This window comes from Streptomyces sp. ATexAB-D23 (assembly GCF_000373645.1).
GTDB lineage: Bacteria > Actinomycetota > Actinomycetes > Streptomycetales > Streptomycetaceae > Streptomyces > Streptomyces castrisilvae.
Map to the genome: position 1 here is coordinate 141411 of NZ_KB892035.1, position 21477 is coordinate 162887.

The window sequence follows — 21477 nt, forward strand, 5'->3', positions numbered from 1 at the left end:
TTGTCAGGCAAGGAAGAGTCTCCGTTCGCGTCGTGCGTGTTCGAGCGCCCACTGTTCGGTGAGCGGGGCCGTACGGGCGGGCAGCCGGTCCGGGCTCCGTACGGCGAGGGCGGTGGTCACCGCCCGGACCGCTTCGGGTTCGGCGGCCAGGATCCAGGCGACCGAGTCGAGCGGGTCGCCGGGCAGGAGTTTCAGTGCGGCCGACGCGATGGTCTGGAGCTCGTCGTGGACGACGGCGTGCGCCAGTTCCTCCTCGGTGACCTTCAGTACGGCTCCGAGGGCGCCGAGCGTGACCGGCCGCAGGGGCCGGGCGGGCAGGGCCGCGAGTGCGGTGACCGCCGGGTGGTCCGGGGCGAGCCGACGGGCCAGCCTGTGCACGCCCCGGCCGAGCGTCGCCGACGCCTCCCGCTGCGGGGCGGCGGGCGTCCGGGCGGTCAGCGCCTCCTGCACGGGCCCGTAGTCGGCCGGGTCCCGCCCGGCGGCCCGCAGGGCGAGGACGGCGGCGGCCGCCTCGGTGACGGCCGTGGTGTGCAGCCGGGCCCGGAGGAGAGCGGGAATCAGGTCTCGGGTGAGGCCGGCGGCGACCGCCGGTTCGAGGCCCGCGCTGTAGGTGTACGCGCCGACCGGGAGCCGTCCGTCACCGAGCAGCAGTGCGGCCAGGGACGCCATCAGAACATGGAGTACCGCTGGGTCAGCGGCAGTTCGGTGGCGGGCGACGGCTCGACGGGTTCCCCGTCGATGCGGATGGCGAAGGTCTCCGGGTCGACGTCGATGGCGGGCAGCGCGGTGTTGTTGGGCAGATCGGCCTTGGTGAGGTGGCGGGTGGGGCGCACGGCGACCAGTTCGCGTACGAGTCCGAGGCGTTCGGCGAGACCGTCGGCCAGCGCGGCCGGGGCGACGAAGCTGACGGAGAGGTGCGGGGCGGCTCCGGCGGCGGCCGTGGGGCGCAGCAGCACGGGCTGGGTGGTGGGGATCGCCGCGTTGGCGTCGCCGAGAGGCGCGTACACGACCATGCCGCCCTTGATGACGGCCGCGGGGCGGATACCGAAGAACGCCGGGTCCCAGAGCACCAGGTCGGCGAGCTTGCCCGGTTCGACGGAGCCGACGACGTGGTCGATGCCGTGGGCGACGGCGGGGCAGATCGTGTACTTGGCGACGTAGCGGCGGGCCCGTTCGTTGTCGGCGGGCAGGGCACTGCCGCGGTCCCCGAAGCGCTGCTTCATCACGTGGGCGACCTGCCAGGTGCGGCAGACGACCTCGCCGATCCGGCCCATCGCCTGGGCGTCGGACGAGGTGATGGAGAGGGCTCCGATGTCGTGGAGGATGTCCTCGGCCGCGATGGTGGTGGCGCGGATGCGGGACTCGGCGAAGGCGAGGTCCTCGGGGACGCGCGGGTTGAGGTGGTGGCAGACCATCAGCATGTCGAGGTGTTCGTCGACGGTGTTGACGGTGTGCGGGAGCGTCGGGTTGGTGGACGCCGGAAGGATGTGGGGGTGGGAGGCGACGGTGATGATGTCGGGTGCGTGGCCGCCGCCGGCGCCTTCGGCGTGGAAGACGTGGATGCCGCGTCCGGCGATGGCATCGAGGGTCTCCTCGACGTAGCCGGCCTCGTTGAGGCTGTCGCCGTGCAGCGCGACCTGGAGTCCGTAGGCGTCGGCGGCCTTGAGGGCGGCGTCGATGGCGGCGGGGGTGGCGCCCCAGTCCTCGTGGACCTTGTAGCCGCCGGCGCCGCCGAGCGCGGCCTCGCGCAGCCCCTCCGCGCCGACGGTGGAGCCCTTGCCGAACAGCATGACGTTGACGGGGACGTGGTCCAGGGACCGGTGCATCATCGCGAGGTTCCAGGCGCCGGGGGTGACCGTGGTGGCCTTGGAGCCCTCGGTGGCTCCGGTGCCGCCGCCGATGACGGTCGTGGTGCCGGTGGCCAGCGCCTCGTGGAGGGTCTCCGGCATCAGGAAGTGCACGTGGGTGTCGACGGCTCCGGCGGTGAGGACGCGTCCCTCGCCGGAGACGACGTCGGTGCCGGGTCCGATGACGAGGTCCGGGTGGACGCCGTCGGCGATGTCGGGGTTGCCGGAGCGGCCGAGGGCGACGATCCGGCCGGCCCGGATGCCGATGTCGGTCTTGACGACGCCCCAGTGGTCGAGGACCACGACGTTGGTGATGACCAGGTCGAGGGCGCCTTCGGCGCGTGAGGCGGTGGCCTGGCCCATCGATTCGCGGATCGATTTGCCGCCGCCGAACACGGCCTCTTCTCCGCCGAAGCAGCGGTCCTCCTCGACCTCGATCCAGAGGTCGGTGTCGGCGAGCCGGATGCGGTCGCCGGTGGTGGGTCCGTAGAGCGCCGCGTAGGCGGCGCGGGTCAGCTGTGCCATGTCAGACGGCCTCCTCTGCGCCCGTGCCGGCTCCCTGCGCGGCGGGGAGCACGATGCCGGGCACCGTCCGGCGGCCGCCGAGTGCGACCAGGGTGATCTCCGCGCCGACGCCGGGCTCGAAGCGCAGCGACGTACCGGAGGGAATATCGAGCCGGAATCCCTTCGCCGACGGGCGGTCGAAGGAAAGCGAGGGATTCACGTCGGGGAAATGGAAATGGGATCCGATCTGAATGGGCCGGTCCCCTTCGTTCACCACCGTGAGCTGAATCTTCGGACGGCCGGAATTAATGTGCACGACACCGGATCCGGTCCGGACCTCGCCGGGGATCACGGGATCGGGGAGGTGATCGTGACGAGCTTGCGCCCGTCGGGGAAGGTGGCCTCGACCTGGACGTCGCTCAGCATCTCCGGTACGCCTTCCAGCACGTCAGCACGGGTGAGGACAGATCGGCCCGCAGTCATGAGATCGGCGACGCGGGCGCCTTCGCGGGCTCGTTCCATCGCCCAGCAGGCGAGCAGCGCGACGGCCTCCGGGTAGTTGAGGCGGACGCCCCGCGCCTGCCGGTCACGGGCGACCATTCCAGCAACACTCAGCAGCAATTTCTCCGTGTCGGACGGAGTCAGAAACATGGAAAACCTCCATGGCGGCAGTCCCCGGAATTCCCGGAATCGCCTTGGCCACGTTCCTCTTATAAGCCTCCGGATGGCGCCGTGGCAACTTCCGTCGCACCGCAAAAAGTCCCTTTCTGTCGTTATCACCCGCCATATACGGGCAAAGCAGACAAATTTTGATGAAGGAGGAGGGGCGGAGAGAAGCGAAAGGCGGCCGCGCATCCCGTTCCCGGGATGCGCGGCCGCCTCGATGGCGACGCTCAGCAGGTCACTTCAGGCCGAAGGCCCGGATGATCTCCTGGTCCACCGCGAGACCGTTGCCGGCCTCCGCGTGCGCCTTGAGCGAGACCGCCTTGGCGCCCTTCTTCGGGGTCTTGAACCGGGCGGTCCAGGAACCGGACTTGCCCTTCTTCAGCTGTACCGCGCTCCAGCTCTTCCCGTCGTCGTAGCTGACCGACAGCGAGGCCTTCTTCGCCTTCACGGCGCCTTCCAGCCACTCCTGCGTGGTGGACGAGAGACCGACCTCGGTCTGCTTCCCGGCCTTCACGTCACCGGCCAGGTCGGTGTCGACCTGGTAGTCCAGCTGAAGCAGCGGGATGTCGACCTCGGACGGTCCCGCCGGGTCGATGGCGCCCGAGACGAAGCGCCACTCGGTGTGCGTCCGGATCGAGGACTTCCACGTCCGCGCGTCACGCTCGGCGTCGAGCACCAGCCGGTACGGAAGCTTCTCGGCCGAGAGGTCCCAGGCGTAGCCCGCGCGGCCGGCCTCGTCCTTGATCAGCGTGTCGCCCTGGTAGAAGGCGATGCTGCTGTTGTCGTACTCCATGTCGGGCATGGCACCGGAGTGACCGGCGCCGCCGTCCGTCCACGGCGTGATGTTGTACTGGATGTCGTTGTACGAGGAGCGGAACGGACCCCAGTAGCCGGTGCCCAGTCGCGGCCGGGTGATCGGCGCGAACCAGGAGGCGGGGTAGGTGCGGCCCGCCGAGTAGTCCAGCTGGGCACTGCGCACCTCCAGCGCGGTGTCCGAGTTGGTCGCGTTGCGGTGGGCGTGGTCCTCGTACCAGAAGGAGGCGCCCGGAAGCGGGGTGACCCATTCGGTGCGGGTGGCGGGGTACTTCTCGTACTCCGCGAATCCGACGCCCGGCCCGTAGTCCGGAATGTCGTAGCGGAAGCCGGCACCGACCACGTCGCGGTCGCCGTAGAAGGTGTTCTGCACCTTCGCGAGCTGACGGGTGGAGGGGGCGAAGGCGAGCGAGCGGTTCGGGATCGTGCCGTCGTGGCGGTCCACCAGGTCGTACACGTAACCCGCGAACTTCCGCTGCTCGACGGTCACCTTCTTGCCGCGCTGGGCGGTCTTGACCAGCGTGTCGCCGGCCAGGCGCTGAACGGAGACGACCGGGATGGCCACCGGGGTGCCGTCCTCGGTGTAGGTCTCCATCAGCACGCCGTCGCCGTCGTTGACGACGAAGAGCGCCTTGGCGCCCGCGGCGACCGCGTTGGCCAGCCGGTCGGCGGGGCTCACCGCATCGCTGCGGCGCACCACGACGGCCTTGCCCTTGGCCTTGAGGCCGCGGTAGTCCGCGGTGGCACCGTTGCCCGCGAAGACGGTGGCGAACTTCTCGCGGCTTTTCTCGTCGACGGGCGAACCGATCTGGCCGGTGACCGGGACGTCCCGGCCGTCGGCGGTGAGGTCGAACTGCCGCTCACCCTGCCGCCACCTGGTCAGGAAGGAGAAGCTGCCCTGCTTGACCTTCTTGGTGGGACTCGCCCACAGCTGGTCGTAGGTGATCGGGATCTGGTACGCGTCACGCTGGACGGTGCCGTCGGGCGCGGTCCGCGCCATGTCGAAACGCAGCTGGCGGGTCTCGGACTCCTTGGGCGTCTTCACGCTGACCTTGTGGGCCTTGGAGGCGTCGAGCGAGACGGTGGTGGGCTTGTCGAGGATGATCTCGGGAGCCGCCAGGAAGGCCAGCGCCTGCGAGTCGGCGGTGTCACCCTTGACGTCGACGGCGGCCCAGGAGGTGTAGTTGCCCGGGGGCAGCCGCAGCGTGGTGTCGCCGGAGACGGGGACGACGCTCAGGTTCGGGTCGCCGAGGGCGGCGATGATGACCTCGCCGTCCATGGGCTTGCCGGAGCGGTCGCGGAGCTTGAGGGTCAGGTCGTAGAGCTCCTGCTCCTTGTTCAGCGCGAAGCCGGTGTGCGCGACGACGGCGCCCGAGGCGTCCTTCGCGATGACCTGGCCGGAGAACGTGGTGTTGCTCGCGACCTTCGACGGGTCGAGCGAAAGCACCGCCTCGGCGGTCGAACCGGCCGGGACGGTCAGCCGCTTCGCCGACAGCGTGTACGCGTCGGAGTCGCTGTCCGTGGCCAGGTCGAGGGTGACGTCCTCCGTGCCGCCGTTGCGGTACGTGATCGTCCGCTCGGCGACCGGGTCCGACGCGCTGTGCGGCCAGTCGTACGAGGCGACCTCGACGGAGCCCGTGGCCTCGATCCGCGTGTCGATGGCAGCCTTCACGTCGACCCGGCCGGTGCCCTGCTCGTACGGGGTGTAGGCGGGCAGCACCTTGGACGAGGACATCAGCGCGTCCTTGACGCGCTGGCCGGACCAGTCGGGGTGGCGCTGCTTCAGGATGGCGGCCGCGCCGGCGACGTGCGGGGTCGCCATAGACGTACCGTCCATCGCCTGGTACATGCCCTCGATGCCGGGGACGGACTGCGAGGCGGCCGCGTTGATACCGACACCCGGCGCCGAGAGGTCCGGCTTGAGCCCGTAGGAGCGGGTCAGCGGGCCCATGGACGAGAAGTCCGCGCGGTTGTCCTGCTTGTCGACGGCGGCGATCGTGAGCGCCTTCTCGGCTGCACCCGGCGAGCCGATGGTGCCGGCGCCGTACGCGTTGCCCGCGGCGATCACGAAGAGCGGGCCGCCGTCCTGCGAGAGGGCGTTGACGGCCTGGGACATCGGGTCGGTGCCGTCGTCCGGGATGCTGGAGCCGAGGCTCATGGAGACAACGTCGGCGCCCTCGGCCTTCGCCCACTCCATGGCCTCGATGATGCCGGAGTCGGCGCCCTCGCCCTCGTCGCTGAGCACCTTGCCGACGATCAGGCCGGCCGCCGGGGCGACGCCCTTGTTGACACCGTCGGACGCGGCGCCCGAGCCGGCGATGGTGGAGGCGACGTGCGTGCCGTGGCCGTTCTTGTCGTCGACCTCCTGGCCCGGCACGAAGCTCTTCGTCTCCAGGATGCGGTCCTTGACGTCCGGGTGGTCGACGTCGATGCCGGTGTCCAGGACGGCGACCTTGGTTCCCTTGCCGTCGTAGCCGTCGGCCCAGGCCTGCGGGGCGTTGATCTGCGGCACGGAATCCTTGAGCGCGGCCTCGGCGCGGCCGTCGAGCCACAGCTTGGCGATGCCGTTGTCCAGCGAACGGGCCGTGGTGGTGCGCGCGATGTCGTCCCAGAAGGCCCGCGCGGTGTCCTTGCCTGCCTGGAGGGCGGCGCCGTGGATGGACTCCAGTTGCCGGACCGCCTTGCTGCCGCGCGGTGCGGCGGGCAGCGAACGCGCCTTGCTCGCCGGGTAGGTGGCGATCAGCGGGATGCCGCCGGTCCGCTCGTCGTCGTAGCCCATCTTCACGAGCGCCGAGACGTTGAAGAGGCGGCGGTCGAGCCGGCCGGCCGCGAGGAGGCTCTGCGCCTCGTCGGGCAGCACGTAGATGTCGTCCCCGGCCTGCTGGACGTGAACGCCGCCGGTCGCGCCCTCGGGGCGGTCCACGGTGACCGTGTCCTGGTTGCCCGCGCCGTCGGAGTAGTGGACGACGTCACCGGTGACGAGGGTGATGTCGTAGCGGTGGGCGGGCGTCGCGGCGGGGGCCGATCCGGCCGGGGCGGGGGCCGCGGCGGCGGTGCCCGTGACGGGGAGCAGGGCGCCGCTCACCAGGGCGGCCGAGGTCGCTATGAGAAGTGCTCTGCGTCCGGGGCGGGCGGGTCTCGCCCGCCCGGAGGCGGTGGAGGCGGTGAATGTCATGCAGCTGATCTACCGGTAAACCGGTGGTCACGGTGCGGTTCAGGCCTGGCGTGAATATGCCGTGGCGGCAACCCGCCGGTCAGGGCGGGGGCGCAGATGGGCCCCTGGTCAGGCCACCGAGCCGATGCGCCCGGCCGGCGGCAGCCCTCCGGGGTGGTGGATCGGGGTGTGGGCGCCGGTCAGCGGCGTACCGCTGCCGCCGCGCCGGACGGCGACGATCTCGGCGGCGATCGACAGGGCGGTCTCCTCCGGCGTACGGGCTCCGAGGTCGAGGCCGATCGGCGAGTGCAGGCGGGCCAGCTCCAGTTCGGTGACGCCGGCCTCGCGCAGCCGCTCGTTGCGCTGGAGGTGGGTGCGGCGCGAGCCCATCGCGCCGACGTAGGCGACGGGCAGTTTCAGCGCCGCCTCCAGCAGCGGGACGTCGAACTTGGCGTCGTGGGTGAGGACGCACAGGACGGTGCGGGCGTCGACGCCGGTCGCGGCCAGGTAGCGGTGCGGCCAGTCGACGACCAGTTCGTCGGCCTCCGGGAAGCGGGCCTTCGTGGCGAAGACGGGGCGGGCGTCGCACAATGTGACGTGGTACCCGAGGAACTTCCCCGCCCGCACCAGGGCCGAGGCGAAGTCGATGGCCCCGAAGACGATCATCCGGGGCGGCGGGACGCTGGATTCCACGAGCAGGGTGAGCGGCTGCCCGCACCGCGAGCCGTCGGCCCCGATGGTGAGGGTGCCGGTGCGGCCGGCGTCGAGCATGGCTCTGGTCTCCGCCACGGCGGTGCGGTCCAGCTCAAGGTGGCCGCCGAGCCCGCCCTCGTACGCGCCGTCGGGGTGGACGAGCAGGGGCCGGCCGAGGAGTTCGGCGGGCCCTTCGGTGATCCGGGCGACCGCCGCCGCCTCCCCCCGTGAGGCGGCCGCGAGCGCGGCGGCGAACACCGGCCGGGCGGGGTCGTCCGCCCGGACCGGGGTCACCAGGATGTCGATGACGCCGCCGCAGGTCAGGCCGACCGCGAAGGCGTCCTCGTCGCTGTAGCCGAAGCGCTCGACGACGGTGCGGCCGTCGTCCAGGGCCTGTTGGCACAGCTCGTACACCGCGCCCTCCACACACCCGCCGGAGACCGATCCGATCACCGTGCCGTCACGGTCGACGGCCAGCGCGGCCCCCGGCTGCCGGGGCGCGCTTCCGCCGACGGCGACGACGGTGGCCACGGCGAAATCGCGTCCCTGCCCGGCCCAGCGGGCGAGCTCTTCGGCGATGTCCAGCATCTCGGTCTCCTTGGCGGGTGTGGGAGCGGCGGGTCAGCTGACTCCGAGCCAGCTCTCGATCGGGTGCAGGGCGAAGTAGATGATGAAGATCACCGTCAGGCCCCACATGAAGGCGCCGATCTCGCGGGCGCGGCCCTGGGCGGCCTTGATGGCGACGTAGGAGATGACGCCCGCCGCCACACCGGTGGTGATGGTGTACGTGAACGGCATCAGGACCACCGTCAGGAACACCGGGATGGCCACGGAGCGGTCGCCCCAGTCCACGTGCCGGGCGTTCTGCATCATCATGGCGCCGATGACGACGAGGGCGGCGGAAGCCACCTCGGCGGGCACGATCGCGGTGAGCGGCGTGAAGAAGAGGCAGGCGGCGAAGAACAGGCCGGTGACGACGGAGGCGAGACCGGTCCTGGCCCCCTCGCCGACGCCGGTCGCCGACTCCACGAAGACGGTCTGGCCCGAACCTCCGGCCACGCCTCCGATCGCGCCGCCCGCGCCGTCGATGAACAGCGCCTTGGACAGGCCCGGCATCCGGCCCTTGTCGTCGGCGAGCCCGGCCTCCGTACCGACACCGATGATGGTGGCCATCGCGTCGAAGAATCCGGCGAGCACCAGGGTGAAGACGATGAAGCCGACCGTCATCGCGCCGACGTCGCCCCAGCCGCCGAACTCGATGTCGCCGAAGAGCGAGAAGTCCGGCGAGGAGACCGCGGAGCCCTTGAGCTCGGGCGGGCCACTGCTCCAGATCTTCGGGTCGACGCCGGCGGCCTTGTTGATCACGACGGCGACGACGGTGCCGACGACGATGCCGATCAGGATCGCGCCGGGGATGTTGCGGGCCTGGAGCATGAAGATCAGCAGCAGGGTCACCGCGAAGACGAGGACGGGCCAGCCGGCGAGTTCACCGGCCGGGCCGAGGGTCACCGGGGTCGCCGTGCCCTTGCCGACGAAGCCGGCCTTGTAGAGCCCGATCAGGGCGATGAACAGGCCGATGCCCATCGTGATGCCGTGCTTCAGCGGGAGCGGGATCGCGTTCATGATCAGCTCGCGCAGGCCGGTGACCACCAGCAGGCAGATCACCAGCCCGTACATCACGCACATGCCCATGGCCTGCGGCCAGGTCATTTCGGGGGCGACCTGCGAGGACAGGACGCCCGAGACGCTGAGGCCCGCGGCGAGGGCGAGCGGGACCTTGCCGACGAAGCCCATCAGCAGGGTGGTCGCCGCCGCCGCGAGCGCGGTGGCGGTGATCAGGCCCGGCTGGCTGAGCAGGTTGTCGTCGACGTCCTTGCCGCCGAGGATCAGCGGGTTGAGCAGGAGGATGTACGCCATGGCCATGAAGGTCGTGACGCCGCCGCGCACTTCACGGGCGACGGTCGAGCCGCGCTCGGATATGTGGAAGTACCGGTCGAGCCACGATCTGCCGGCGGGGACGCGCGAGCCGGGGCCCGCGTCCTCCGCACCGGTTCTGGGCTGCACTGACTGCTGGGTCATGATGCCTGACTCCCAAGGTTCACAGGGGCACCCGCGATGGAGAATCGATATGCGGGATTTGGGATGACTGCGCTGGCGGCACGACCCGGGGGACGGCCCGAGACGAACTGTTCATGCAGGAATTGAGCGGAACGGATGCCGCCGTTCCGGTGCGGGGGGGGCGGGGGCCGCGAGCGGAGCGGAACCCTGGACTCCGGGCGGTGCGGGCCGGGAAGTGTGACGTTCACCGGAGGCGTGCACCGCCCGGAGAGCTGTGGTGGAGCCGCGGTCAGAGGCCGGTGAGGTGTTCGGGCCGCACCGGCGTGCGGTTGAGCTCCAGGCCCGTCGCGTTCCGGATGGCCGCGAGGACGGCCGGGGTGGACGACAGGGTGGGGGCCTCACCGATGCCGCGCAGCCCGTACGGGGCGTGGTCGTCGGCGAGTTCGAGCACATCGACCGGGATGGTCGGCGTGTCGAGGATGGTGGGGAGCAGGTAGTCCGTGAAGGAGGGGTTGCGCACCTTCGCGGTCACGGGGTCGACCATGATCTCCTCCATGACGGCGATGCCCATCCCCTGGATGGTGCCGCCCTGGATCTGGCCGACGACCGACAGCGGGTTGAGCGCCTTGCCGACGTCCTGGGCGCAGGCCAGTTCGATGACCTTGACGAGCCCGAGTTCGGTGTCGACCTCGACCACCGCGCGGTGCGCGGCGAAGGAGTACTGGACGTGGCCGTTGCCCTGTCCGGTGCGCAGGTCGAAGGCCTCGGTGGGGCGGTGGCGCCACTCCAGCTCGATGTCGACCGCCTCGTCCTCCAGCACGTCCGCCACGTCGGCCAGCACCTCGCCGCCGTCGGTGACGACCTTGCCGCCCTCCAGGAGGAGTTCGGCGGTGGCCCAGGCGGGGTGGTACGTGCCGAACTTGCGGCGGCCCATCTCCAGGACCTGTTCCCGGACGGCCTCGCAGGAGTTCTTGACCGCGCCGCCGGTGACGTACGTCTGGCGGGAGGCGGAGGTCGATCCGGCGGAGCCGACCTTGGTGTCGGCCGGGTGGATGGTGACCTGGGCGACGCCGAGTTCGGTACGGGCGATCTGGGCGTGCACGGTGACGCCGCCCTGCCCGACCTCGGCCATGGCGGTGTGCACGGTCGCGACGGGTTCGCCGCCGATGACCTCCATGCGCACCCGGGCGGTGGAGTAGTCGTCGAAGCCCTCGGAGAAGCCGACGTTCTTCAGGCCGACCGCGTAGCCCACACCGCGTACGACGCCTTCGCCGTGGGTGGTGTTGGACAGGCCGCCGGGCAGCGCCCGTACGTCGGCGTGCTCGCCGGCGCTCTCCCACTGGCGTTCGGGCGGCATCGGCATGGCCTTCACCCGGCGCAGCAGTTCGGCGACCGGGGCGGGCGAGTCGACCTGCTGGCCCGTGGGCAGCAGGGTGCCCTGCTCCATGGCGTTGAGCTGCCGGAACCTGACCGGGTCCATGCCCAGTTCGGCGGCGAGCTTGTCCATCTGCGCCTCGTAGGCGAAGCAGGCCTGGACCGCGCCGAAGCCGCGCATCGCGCCGCACGGGGGGTTGTTGGTGTAGAGGGCGAGCGCCTCGATGTCGACGTCCTCGATGACGTACGGGCCGACGGCCAGGGAGGAGGCGTTGCCGACGACGGCCGGGGACGCGGAGGCGTAGGCGCCGCCGTCCAGCACGATGCGGCACTTCATGTGCGTGAGCTTGCCGTCGCGGGTGGCCCCGTGCTCGTAGTGGAGCCTGGCGGGGTGGCGGTGGACGTGGCCGAAGAAGGACTCGAAGCGGTTGTAGACGATCTTCACGGGCTTGCCGGTGCGCAGGGCCAGCAGGCAGGCGTGGATCTGCATCGACAGGTCCTCGCGGCCGCCGAAGGCGCCGCCGACACCGGAGAGCGTCATGCGGACCTTGTCCTCGGGCAGGCCGAGGACGGGGGCGATCTGGCGGAGGTCCGAGTGCAGCCACTGGGTCGCCACGTAGAGGTCGACCCCGCCGTCCTCGGCGGGTACGGCCAGGCCGGACTCGGGCCCGAGGAAGGCCTGGTCCTGCATCCCGAAGTAGTAGTCCCCGGTGACGACCACGTCGGCGCGGGCCTTCGCCGCCTCCGCGTCGCCGCGCACGATCGGCTGGCGGTGGACGATGTTGGGGTGCGGCACGTGACCGATGTGGTGGTCGTCGCGGCCCTCGTGGATGAGGGGCGCGCCGGGGGCGGTCGCGGAGGCCTCGTCGGTGACGACGGGCAGTTCGCGGTAGTCGATCCTGATCTTCGCGGCGGCGCGGCGGGCCGTCTCCGGGTGGTCGGCGGCGACGAGCGCGACGGGCTCGCCGTGGTGGCGGACCCGGCCGTGGGCGAGGACGGGGGTGTCCTGGATCTCCAGGCCGTAGTTCTTCATCGCGGCCGGCAGGTCGTCGTAGGTGAGCACCGCGTAGACGCCGGAGGTGGCGAGGGCCTCGGAGATGTCGATCGAGGCGATCTCGGCGTGCGCGACGGTGGAGCGCAGGGTGTGGCCCCAGAGCATGTCCTCGTGCCACATGTCCGAGGAGTAGGCGAACTCGCCGGTGACCTTCAGGATTCCGTCGGGGCGCAGCGTGGACTCGCCGATGCCGCCCTTGGTGCGGGTGCCCTGGTTGATGTTGGTGGGGGAACCGGTAACGCCCATCGTCTAGACCGTTTCTTCCGCGCGGGCGGCCGCGAGGCGGACCGCGTCGAGGATCTTCTCGTAGCCGGTGCAGCGGCAGAGGTTGCCGGAGAGCGCCTCGCGGATGTCCGCGTCGGACGGCTGCGGGGTGCGCTCCAGGAGTTCGTCGGCCGCGACCAGGAGGCCGGGGGTGCAGAAGCCGCACTGGACGGCTCCGGCGTCGATGAACGCCTGCTGGATCGGGGAGAGTTCCCCGGTGTCGCGGGTCTCGTCGCCGGCCGGTGCGGCCTTCCACCGCCGGGCGCTGTCGAGCGCGGTGCCGCAGGCGCCGGAGGCGCAGCCGGTGCCGGGGTGGGCGTCGGCGCGGTGGGCGGCGAAGTCGGCGAGCCCTTCGACGGTGACGACGTCGCGTCCCTCGACCTGTCCCGCCGCGACCAGGCAGGAGCAGACGGGCACGCCGTCGAGGCGGACCGTGCAGGAGCCGCACTCGCCCTGCTCGCAGGCGTTCTTGGAGCCGGGCAGCCCCATCCGCTCGCGCAGGACGTAGAGGAGGGACTCGCCCTCCCAGACGTCGTCGGCCTCGTGGCGGCGGCCGTTGACCGTGAAATTGACGCGCATGATCAGGCGGCTCCTTCGGTGCTGCGGCCGTTGCCGCGGTACGACTCCCAGGCCCAGCCGAGGGTCCGGCGGGCCATGATCCCCACGGCGTGCCTGCGGTAGCTCGCGGTGCCGCGGACGTCGTCGATCGGGTTGCAGGCGCCGGCGGCGAGCGTGGCGAACTGCTGGGCGAGGGACGGAGTGATGATGGTGCGGCTGTCCCAGAAGCCGCCCTCCTCCAGGGCCGCGTTCAGGAATTCCTCGGCCTCCTTCGCCCGTACGGGTGTCGGGGCGGCCGATCCGATTCCGGTGCGCACGGTGCGGGTCTCGGGGTGCAGGGCGAGGCCGAAGGCGCAGACGGCGATGACCATCGCGTTGCGGGTGCCGACCTTGGAGTACTGCTGGGGCCCGTCGGCCTTCTTGATGTGCACGGCCCGGATCAGCTCGTCCGGTTCGAGGGCGTTGCGCTTGACGCCGGTGTAGAAGGCGTCGATGGGGATCAGCCGGCTGCCGCGCACGGACTCGGCCTCCACCTCGGCGCCGGCGGCGAGCAGGGCGGGGTGGGCGTCACCGGCCGGGGAGGCGGTGCCCAGGTTGCCGCCGACGCCGCCGCGGTTGCGGATCTGCGGCGAGGCGACGGTGTGCGAGGCGAGCGCGAGCCCCGGCAGCTCCGCGCGCAGGTGGTCCATGATCCGGCTGTACGGGACCGAGGCGCCGAGCCGTACGTTCTCCTGGCCGACCTCCCACTCGGTGAGCTCACCGATGCGGTTCAGGTCCAGGAGGTACTCGGGCCGCCGGTGGTCGAAGTTGATCTCGACCATCACATCGGTGCCCCCGGCGATGGGAACAGCCGTCGGGTGCTCGGCCTTGGCGGCGAGCGCCTCCTCCCAGCTTGCGGGGCGAAGGAAGTCCATGCTGGCTCTCTTCTTCTCATCGGGTTGTGCGCCGGGGCTGGGTGACGGCCGGCCCTCGAACTTGTTCATGATGTGTTCACGCGGTGTGCGGCCCAGTACACAAGCCCTGCTCCACCTGGTGCAGTCACCGAACCCATGAAGGAGTTGGCTGCTCTCCGCTCATGTCTTGTAGATTCGAACGAATGGCGGGGATCAACAGCCTCACCACAACAACCAGATTCCCCCCGTACCAACGAAAGAGATCGGCGGCGACGAGATGCGGCTGCGCGCACTGCTGGAGAACGACGCGCTGGGCCTGCGGCTGCTCGGCGGCGACGAGGAGCTGGACCGGTCGGTCCGTGGCGTGATGACCACCGACCTGCGCGACCCCAGCCGCTACCTCACGGGCGGCGAGCTGGTCCTGACCGGTCTGGTCTGGCGCCGGGACGCCCAGGACTCGGAGCCGTTCGTCCGCATCCTGGCGGGCGCCGGGGTGGCGGGGCTCGCGGTCGGCGAGGCGGAGCTGGGCGCCATCCCGGACGATCTCGTCGAGGCGTGCCGCCGGCACCGGCTGCCGCTGTTCGCCGTCCATGAGACCGTCGCTTTCGCAATGATCACGGAGTACGTGGTCCGCCAGGTGTCCGGCGAGCGGGCCGGCGATCTGGCGGCGGTGGTGGACCGGCACCGCAGGCTGATGACCTCGGGCCCGGCGGGCGGCGGCCCGGAGGTGGTCCTCGACCTGCTCGGCTCCGACCTGGACCTGCATGCCTGGGTGCTCTCCCCCACCGGCCGGCAGATCGCGGGCGCGGGCGCCCCGCTGCCCGCTTCACTCGGCGCGGAACTGGCCGGGCTGCACCTGGCCGCGGTCCGCTCCGGCCGCCGCGCCCCGCACCGGGCAGCGCTCGCCGGGACCACGTATTCGCTCTTCCCGATCCGGAACAACGGCCGGGCCACCGCACCGGCCCCCCGCGATGTGCGGGAGTCGGTGCTCTCCGACTGGCTGCTGGCCGTGGAAGCGGACGCGGGCGACTGGCCGGCCGCGCGGCTCGACCTGCTCCAGGGCGTCACCCAGCTGATCGCCGTCGAACGCGACCGGCGCGACGCGGCCCGCACGGTGCGCCGCCGGCTCGCCCAGGAGGTCCTGGAGCTGGTCCAGGCGGGCGCCGCGCCCGCCGAGATCGCCGCCCGGCTGCGCGTCGCCACCCCGGTCCTGCTCCCCGGGCTCGGTACGGCACCGCACTGGCAGGTGGTGGTGGCCCGGGTCGAGTGGGAGGAGGGCGGCGCGCCCGGCGGCGCCGGCTCCCGGATCGAGGGCGGCCCGGTCGCTCAGGCGCTGCTGGAGGAGATCCTGGTCGACCCGGCGGTGACGGGTCCCGACTCGGCGGACCGGATCGCCGTCGCCCACACGGGTGACGAGGCCATCGCGTTGGTGCCGCTGCCCGCCGCCCCGGAACGGCCGGCCGACGCGGGGGAAGCGGAGGGCGGGCCGGAGGCGGCCGCCCCGCAGGAGGGACCGGCCCTGCACGCCGACGCCCTGCTCGCCGCCGTCCGCGCCCCGCTCTCCGCCGGGCTCGGCGACGACGGCCGGCTGACACTGGGTGTCAGCGCCTCGGTGCACTCGGCCGAGGGGCTGCGCGGCGCCCTGGAGGAGGCCCGGCACGCCCGCCGGGTCGCGGCGGCCCGCCCCGGCCGGGTCTGCGCCGCCGGGCACCACGAGCTGGCCTCGCACGTGCTGCTGCTGCCGTTCGTCCCGGACGACGTGCGCCGGGCGTTCACCGCACGTCTGCTCGACCCGCTGCGCGAGTACGACCGGCGCCACCGCGCGGAGCTGATCCCGACCCTGGAAGCGTTCCTGGACTGCGACGGTTCGTGGACGCGCTGCGCGGCCCGGCTGCACCTCCACGTCAACACGCTGCGCTACCGGGTCGGGCGAATCGAGCAGTTGACGGGGCGTGATCTCGCGCGGCTGGAGGACAAGCTCGATTTCTTCCTCGCCCTGCGTATGAGCTGATCTCCGGGCCGGCGGGGCCCTCGCGCCCTCCCGTCGATTGTGAAAAGTTTCACCTGACATTGCCTCGCCCTCTTGGCCCGGCGTGCCAATCCATGCTGTGATGCGGGTCATACCCAAGAGCATCCGGTCCTCATGACCGGACGCTCTCCACAGCTCAATGGCGCGCTCGGGGAGGGCAATGTGGCGCAGACCGCCATGTCTGGTTCCGGAACGACAGCCGATGACGATCCGCCGCTCCAGACCGCGGTATGGCGGCTGCGCTCACGCGGCTGCTGGACGGACGCAGCGGCCCTGCTCGAACACGACGCCGCCACCGACCCGGCGGCGGCCCTCCAGCGGACGGCCCTGCTGACCGAGCGGTGCCTGTACACCGGGCAGGGCTGGACCGAGGCCGAGGACGCCCTGCGCACCGCGGAGGCGATGGCCCACGACGACGCCGAGCGCGGCGCGGCCGCCTGCGAACGCGGCCATCTCGCGTACGCCTCGACCCTGCTCGGAGTGCGGGACCGGGCCGACGAGGCGCGGGTGGCGCTGAGCCGGGCCGCCGCCCTGCTCTCCCCCGCCGCCCCGGGCCGGCCCCTGCTGGACTTCCGGCGGGGCCTGATCGCGCAGAACATCGCCGACTCCCCGCAGGCCGCCCGCGCCGCCTACCGCAGGGCCCATGCCGGCGCCACCGCGCAGGGCGACGCGCTGCTGCTCTCCTCCACCTGGCGCCATCTCGCGCTGATCGCCCTGCGCGAGGGCGAGCTGGCGGAGGCCAGGCACGGCTTCGCGGAGTCCCTGCGGATAAGGGAGGAGCTGGGCTATCTGGTCGGTACGGCCCCGGCGCTCATCGCGCTGGCCGACGCCGAGCCGGAGCCCGAGGCGGCGACCCGGCTGCGGGCCGAGGCGGGCCGTCTCTTCCGGCTGCTGGGCGGCGTCCCGACCTGGCTGGGCCCGCATCTGGACCCGCCCCCGCCGCAGACCGCCGAGGCGAACTGAGACCGGGCGCCGGCCGGCCCGGCCCGGCCGGGTCAGCCGTCGGCGCCCGCGAAGTGCTCCCGTACGAGCGACTGCACGACGGTCACGTCCTGGGCGATCAGGGCGTCGAGCAGCGCGGTGTGCTCGGAGGCGTCGGCCAGCAGGTCGGCGCGGCGGGTGACCCGGTTGTCCACCAGGGGCCACTGGGAACGGCGGTGCAGGTCGTCGGCGACCATGACGAGCCGGCTGTTCCCGGCGAGCGCGAGGACCGCGCCGTGGAACGCCCGGTCCGCCTCCGCGTAGCTCGCCCGGTCGCCGACCGCCGCGGCGGCCACGGTGGCGTCGGCCAGCGGGCGCAGCGCGCACCAGTGGGCGGGCGGGACGGTGCGGGCGAGCCGCAGCATGACGGGGACCTCGATCAGGGCCCGCACCTCGGCCAGCTCGGCCAGCTCGCGCGGTCCGCGTTCGGCGACCCGGAAGCCCCGGTTCGGCACGACCTCCACGGCCCCTTCGCCGGCCAGCTGCTGCATCGCCTCGCGCACGGGCGTCGCGGAGACCCCGAAGCGGGCGCCGAGCGCGGGGGCGGAGTAGACCTGTCCGGGGGCCAGCTCGCCGTCGACGAGGGCGGCGCGCAGGGCGTCCAGGATCTGGCCGCGCACCGAGTGGCGGCGCACCTGGACCCGGGGGGCGGGGGGCGGTTCCTCGCAGTGGGTGTGCTCGCCGCGGGCCTGCTCGGGCACCCGGACGGGCGGGGCGGCGGGCACGGCTGCGGCGGCCCCGTACGGCGGCCGCACCTCCTCACGCGCTCTGCCCTGCTCCACGGGCACCTCCTCGGCCGGTCGGGGGCACGGCTCGCGCTTCCCGCACCCTGTGTGCACGATAGGCGCAGGAGGCCGCAGTTCAAACATCGATCCGGTCGGGTAAGGTAAGGCTTACCTGCTGACGATCGTGATTCGGTGGTCCCCGCATGACCCTGCCCGCCCTGCTCCCCGCAGCGACGGCCTCGGCCCTGGCCGACGCGTACGCGCGCCTGACCGAAGTCTTCCCCGGTATGCGCGCCGACATCCTCGCCGAGGGCGAAAGCGCCCCCGGGGGCCCCGGCTGGGTGGGCGCGCACGAGCTCGCGGCGGGCGGGGACGCGCTGGACACCTTCCTCGCCTTCGACGACGCCCAGGTCCAGCGGGACTACGGGCAGCAGGCCCGCCCGGACGTGATCGCCAGTTTCGGCCTGCACCGCTACGCGTGGCCGGCCTGCCTGCTGGTGACGGTGCCGTGGTTCCTGCACCGGCGGGTGCCCCGCATCCCGGTCGAGGACGTCTCGTTCCAGCGGGCGCTGGGGCATCTGACGCTGCGCGTGCGGGAGTTCGCGTGCCTGCCCGGTGACCCGGCGGCCTCGCTGCCGGGGGCGCGGGTGGTGGCCGACGAGGCCGCGCTGCGCGCCGAGGTGCTCGACGCGGTGGCCGGACACCTCGGTCCGGTGCTCGACGGCTTCCGGCCGCGCATGCGGCGCGGCAAGCGGGCCCTGTGGGGCATGGCGACCGACGAGATCGTCGAGGGCCTCTGGTACATCGCCCATCTGCTGGGCGAGGAGCAGCGCGCCATGACGGAGCTGGAGGCGCTGCTGCCGGGCACGACGAAGCCGTATGTCGGCACGGCGGGCTTCCGCGAACTGACCGGTCAGAACGGGGAGTCGCTGCCCACCCGCGACCGGGCGAGCTGCTGCCTGTTCTACACGCTGCGCCCCGAGGACACCTGCGTCACCTGCCCGCGCACCTGTGACGCGGAGCGGATTCGCAGGCTGGCGGCCGTTCCCGCCGGCCAGTAGGTGAGCCGGCGCGTCCCGGTGTCACCCGGACCGTGGCCGGGCCGGCCAGTGCCCGGTGCGGACGAAGCGCTCGACGACGGCCTCGTGGGGCGCGGGATCGAGTCCCCGGGCCCGCACCCATGACGGGTCGAGGTGGGTCTCCAGGTACGGGTCCGCGCTGTCGCCGATGAGCGTCACGATGCTCCCCCGCACCCCCGCCTCGTGCATCCGGGCCGCCAGGTGGCACGTGCCCCAGAGGTTGGTGCCGGTCGCCGGGCCGGCTTCGGTCCCGGCGGTACGGAGCCACCGCATCGCCGCGACGGACGCCGCGTCCGGCACCGGAATGACCAGGTCGATCAGTGAGGGGCGGAAGCCGGGTTCGGTCCGGGGCCGGCCGATGCCGGGGATCCGGGACGGCATTCCCGTGGTGTAGTCGTCGCACCCGCTCGCCCACGCGGGGAAGTAGGCGGAGTTCTCCGGATCCACCACGGCCAGCCGGGTCGGGTGGCCGTGCGCGCGCAGGTGGCGTCCGACCGCCGCGGAGGTCGCCCCGGTCCCGGCCCCGGTGACGATCCACTCCGGGACCGGGTGCGGCTCCCGGCTCAGCTGCTCGAAGACCTCGTCGGCGATCGTCGGCTCCCCACACGCGGCGACCGCCCGACCCGCGTCGGTGAAGTGGTCCAGGAAGTGGGCGCCGAGCCGCCCGGCCACCGCCCTCGCCTCGTCCTGCACCGCGGCGGGCGGCAGCTCACCCCGCTGCCACCGCCCGCCCTCCTCCTCGATCCCGGCCAGGGCCCGGACAGGGGTTCCCGCCGGTACGACGGCGGTGAAGGCCAGGCCCAGCAGGCGGGCGAAGCGGGCCCCCGCGACGGCGACCGCCCCGCTCGTCGCCGCGACCACCGGCGTGCCTTCCGTGAGGGCGCCGCTCGCGAGCGCCTCGGTGAACATGGCCCGCACCAGGCGGTACTTCATGCTGCCCGTGGGGTGCGCGGACTCGTCCTTGAGGTAGATGTCGATGCCGCGGACCGCGGGCAGCGAAAGCCGCCGCAGGGGCGTGGGGGTGTGGTGCGTGCCGTCCGCGCGCACCCGCCGGATCGCCTCGGCGGCCCACGGGTCGGAGTACTCCTCGGTCATGACCGGACCCTACGGGACGGGTGATTCGATTCGAACGCGATGCGCATATCAGCGACGGGTGTTCGACCAGATCGCGGATCTCGGCGGGCTCCGCCACCCCATTGGCGTTCACTTGCCCCGAAACCCTCTGAACGCGAGGAGTTCTCCGCCACGATGGCGCGGAAATCGCCCTACGCAACGCAAGGGACCGCGCATGAGAATGACCGACATATCGCTTGACTGGCTGCTTCCGGGCGCCGTATTGCTCGTGGGGGTCATGGCGGCGGTTGCGGTTGTCGCGCGCGGCAAGCGCGCCTCTGACGCATCCGCGGCGGACGACTCCTGGGAACGCAGCGAGGAGCGGCGCCGGCGCAAGGAGACCCTTTACGCCACCGCGTCGTACGTGCTGCTGTTCTGCTGCGCCGCGGTCGCCGCCGCGCTCTCCTTCCACGGGCTCGTCGGCTTCGGCGAGCAGAACCTCGGGCTCTCGGACGGCTGGGAGTACCTGGTGCCGTTCGGCCTGGACGGGGCGGCGATGTTCTGCTCGGTCCTCGCCGTACGGGAGGCCAGCCACGGGGACGCGGCGCTCGGCTCGCGGCTGCTGGTGTGGACCTTCGCCGGTGCCGCCGCCTGGTTCAACTGGGTGCACGCGCCACGCGGGGTGAACCACGCGGGCGCCCCGCACTTCTTCGCGGGGATGTCCCTCTCGGCCGCCGTGCTCTTCGACCGTGCCCTGAAGCAGACCCGGCGGGCCGCGCTGCGCGAACAGGGCCTGGTGCCCCGGCCGCTGCCGCAGATCCGGATCGTGCGCTGGCTGCGCGCGCCCCGGGAGACCTTCGGCGCCTGGTCGCTGATGCTCCTCGAAGGCGTACGCACGCTCGACGAGGCGGTCGACGAAGTACGTGAGGACCGCAGGGAGAAAGAGCAGAACCGTCTCCGCAGAAGGGACCAGGAGAAGCTGGACCGGGCGCACATCAAGGCCCTGAACCGGCAGAACCGGGCCTGGAGCAGGGTGGGCCGGGGCGGCGCCCCGGTGGACGTACAGGCGCTCGCGCCCGCGACGGCCTCATCGCAGTCCGTCGCGGAGCCCGCCATATCCGAGCCGGGTCAGCTGCCCCTGCGACCCCGGCCATCCCTGCGAGCCGCCAGCCACTCGAACTCGGCGAGCGTCCCTGAACTGGGCGCGGGTGAGCCGCAAGCGGTGGATCTCACCGCCGAGGACGACACCCAGGCCCTGCCCCGGCTCGATTCGCTGGAGCAGAAGCTGAAGGACCTGGAGCAGCAGTTCGGCTGACAGGCGCGACGCGGTGTCGCGGGAAACGGCCCTGACGGTCCGCGAGGGCTGTCAGGGCCGTCCGCCGTCCAGCTCGAACCAGACCACCTTGCCCAGGGCGTGCGGTCTGACCCCCCAGGAGTCGGCGAGGCTCTCCACCAGGATCAGCCCCCGGCCGTGCGTACCGTCGTCGGCGGGCGGTACGTGCGACTCGGGCGGCATTCCGGTGACGAAGTCCCGCACTTCGACGCGCAGGCGCCGCGGGGCCACGCTCACGGCCACGACCGCTCCGTCGCCCGTGTGCACCAGCGCGTTGGTCACCAGCTCGCTGAGCAGCAGTTCGGCCACCTGAGCCGGCTCGTCCCGCCACCGGTAGCGCAGTAACTCCCGGACCGCCCCGCGCACTTCGCCCACGGCTGCCAGATCGGACCGGCCCAC

At 72.3% G+C, this 21477-nt stretch carries 17 protein-coding genes; 4 read left to right on the forward strand and 13 right to left on the reverse strand.

All coding sequences use genetic code 11. From position 1 onward, the window contains the following. Positions 1-3: 3 nt before the first annotated feature. The 10 genes from B082_RS0125790 to B082_RS0125840 all read right to left on the reverse strand — a co-directional run bounded on the left by B082_RS0125790 (position 4) and on the right by B082_RS0125840 (position 13899). Positions 4-669, reverse strand: a complete 666-nt coding sequence (locus B082_RS0125790; RefSeq protein WP_018554683.1) for an urease accessory protein UreF — start codon at positions 667-669, stop codon at positions 4-6. Next, on the reverse strand, positions 669-2372 hold the full coding sequence (locus B082_RS0125795) for an urease subunit alpha (protein WP_018554684.1): 1704 nt from the start codon (positions 2370-2372) through the stop codon (positions 669-671). Before B082_RS0125795 ends, B082_RS0125790 begins: the two co-directional genes overlap by 1 nt. A 1-nt stretch (position 2373) precedes the next feature. Further along, positions 2374-2703, reverse strand: a complete 330-nt coding sequence (locus B082_RS0125800; protein ID WP_018554685.1) for an urease subunit beta — start codon at positions 2701-2703, stop codon at positions 2374-2376. Beyond that, the gene (locus tag B082_RS0125805; RefSeq protein ID WP_026250205.1) at positions 2700-3002 is read right to left on the reverse strand and encodes an urease subunit gamma; all 303 of its coding nucleotides are present in this window, start codon (positions 3000-3002) and stop codon (positions 2700-2702) included. Before B082_RS0125805 ends, B082_RS0125800 begins: the two co-directional genes overlap by 4 nt. Before the next feature lie 250 nt (positions 3003-3252). Further along, on the reverse strand, positions 3253-7005 hold the full coding sequence (locus tag B082_RS0125810) for a S8 family serine peptidase (protein WP_078622653.1): 3753 nt from the start codon (positions 7003-7005) through the stop codon (positions 3253-3255). A 108-nt stretch (positions 7006-7113) separates the two neighbouring features. Beyond that, positions 7114-8265 (reverse strand): XdhC family protein, encoded by a 1152-nt coding sequence (locus B082_RS0125820; RefSeq protein ID WP_018554689.1) that lies wholly within the window; start codon positions 8263-8265, stop codon positions 7114-7116. Between the two features lie 33 nt (positions 8266-8298). After that, a complete protein-coding gene (locus B082_RS0125825) occupies positions 8299-9756 on the reverse strand; it encodes an NCS2 family permease (RefSeq protein ID WP_026250206.1) in 1458 nt (485 codons plus the stop codon). Between the two features lie 268 nt (positions 9757-10024). After that, positions 10025-12409: a xanthine dehydrogenase family protein molybdopterin-binding subunit gene (locus B082_RS0125830; RefSeq protein WP_018554691.1), complete on the reverse strand. Its 2385-nt coding sequence runs from the start codon at positions 12407-12409 to the stop codon at positions 10025-10027. Positions 12410-12412: 3 nt separating this feature from the next. Continuing rightward, positions 12413-13006, reverse strand: a complete 594-nt coding sequence (locus tag B082_RS0125835; protein ID WP_018554692.1) for a (2Fe-2S)-binding protein — start codon at positions 13004-13006, stop codon at positions 12413-12415. 2 nt (positions 13007-13008) lie between these two features. After that, a complete protein-coding gene (locus tag B082_RS0125840) occupies positions 13009-13899 on the reverse strand; it encodes an FAD binding domain-containing protein (RefSeq protein ID WP_018554693.1) in 891 nt (296 codons plus the stop codon). A 256-nt stretch (positions 13900-14155) separates the two neighbouring features. On the opposite strand from B082_RS0125840, the gene B082_RS0125845 reads away from it, so the two are divergent. After that, positions 14156-15889, forward strand: coding sequence for a PucR family transcriptional regulator ligand-binding domain-containing protein (locus B082_RS0125845; protein WP_018554694.1), 1734 nt, complete (start codon positions 14156-14158; stop codon positions 15887-15889). 195 nt (positions 15890-16084) lie between these two features. Further along, entirely contained in the window at positions 16085-16870 is a 786-nt protein-coding gene (locus B082_RS0125850) for a hypothetical protein (protein WP_026250207.1), read from the forward strand. A gap of 32 nt (positions 16871-16902) precedes the next feature. Here B082_RS0125850 and B082_RS0125855 read toward each other — a convergent pair whose 3' ends face one another. Further along, on the reverse strand, positions 16903-17670 hold the full coding sequence (locus B082_RS0125855) for a GntR family transcriptional regulator (protein ID WP_018554696.1): 768 nt from the start codon (positions 17668-17670) through the stop codon (positions 16903-16905). A gap of 146 nt (positions 17671-17816) precedes the next feature. On the opposite strand from B082_RS0125855, the gene B082_RS0125860 reads away from it, so the two are divergent. Continuing rightward, on the forward strand, positions 17817-18674 hold the full coding sequence (locus tag B082_RS0125860; RefSeq protein WP_018554697.1) for a (2Fe-2S)-binding protein: 858 nt from the start codon (positions 17817-17819) through the stop codon (positions 18672-18674). Between the two features lie 21 nt (positions 18675-18695). Here the strand turns inward: B082_RS0125860 and B082_RS0125865 are convergent, their stop codons facing one another. Beyond that, entirely contained in the window at positions 18696-19787 is a 1092-nt protein-coding gene (locus B082_RS0125865; RefSeq protein WP_018554698.1) for a PLP-dependent cysteine synthase family protein, read from the reverse strand. A 193-nt stretch (positions 19788-19980) separates the two neighbouring features. Between B082_RS0125865 and B082_RS0125870 the strand changes: the two genes are divergently transcribed. After that, entirely contained in the window at positions 19981-21060 is a 1080-nt protein-coding gene (locus B082_RS0125870) for a DUF2637 domain-containing protein (protein WP_026250208.1), read from the forward strand. A 51-nt stretch (positions 21061-21111) separates the two neighbouring features. Here the strand turns inward: B082_RS0125870 and B082_RS0125875 are convergent, their stop codons facing one another. Beyond that, a complete protein-coding gene (locus B082_RS0125875; RefSeq protein ID WP_026250209.1) occupies positions 21112-21477 on the reverse strand; it encodes an ATP-binding protein in 366 nt (121 codons plus the stop codon).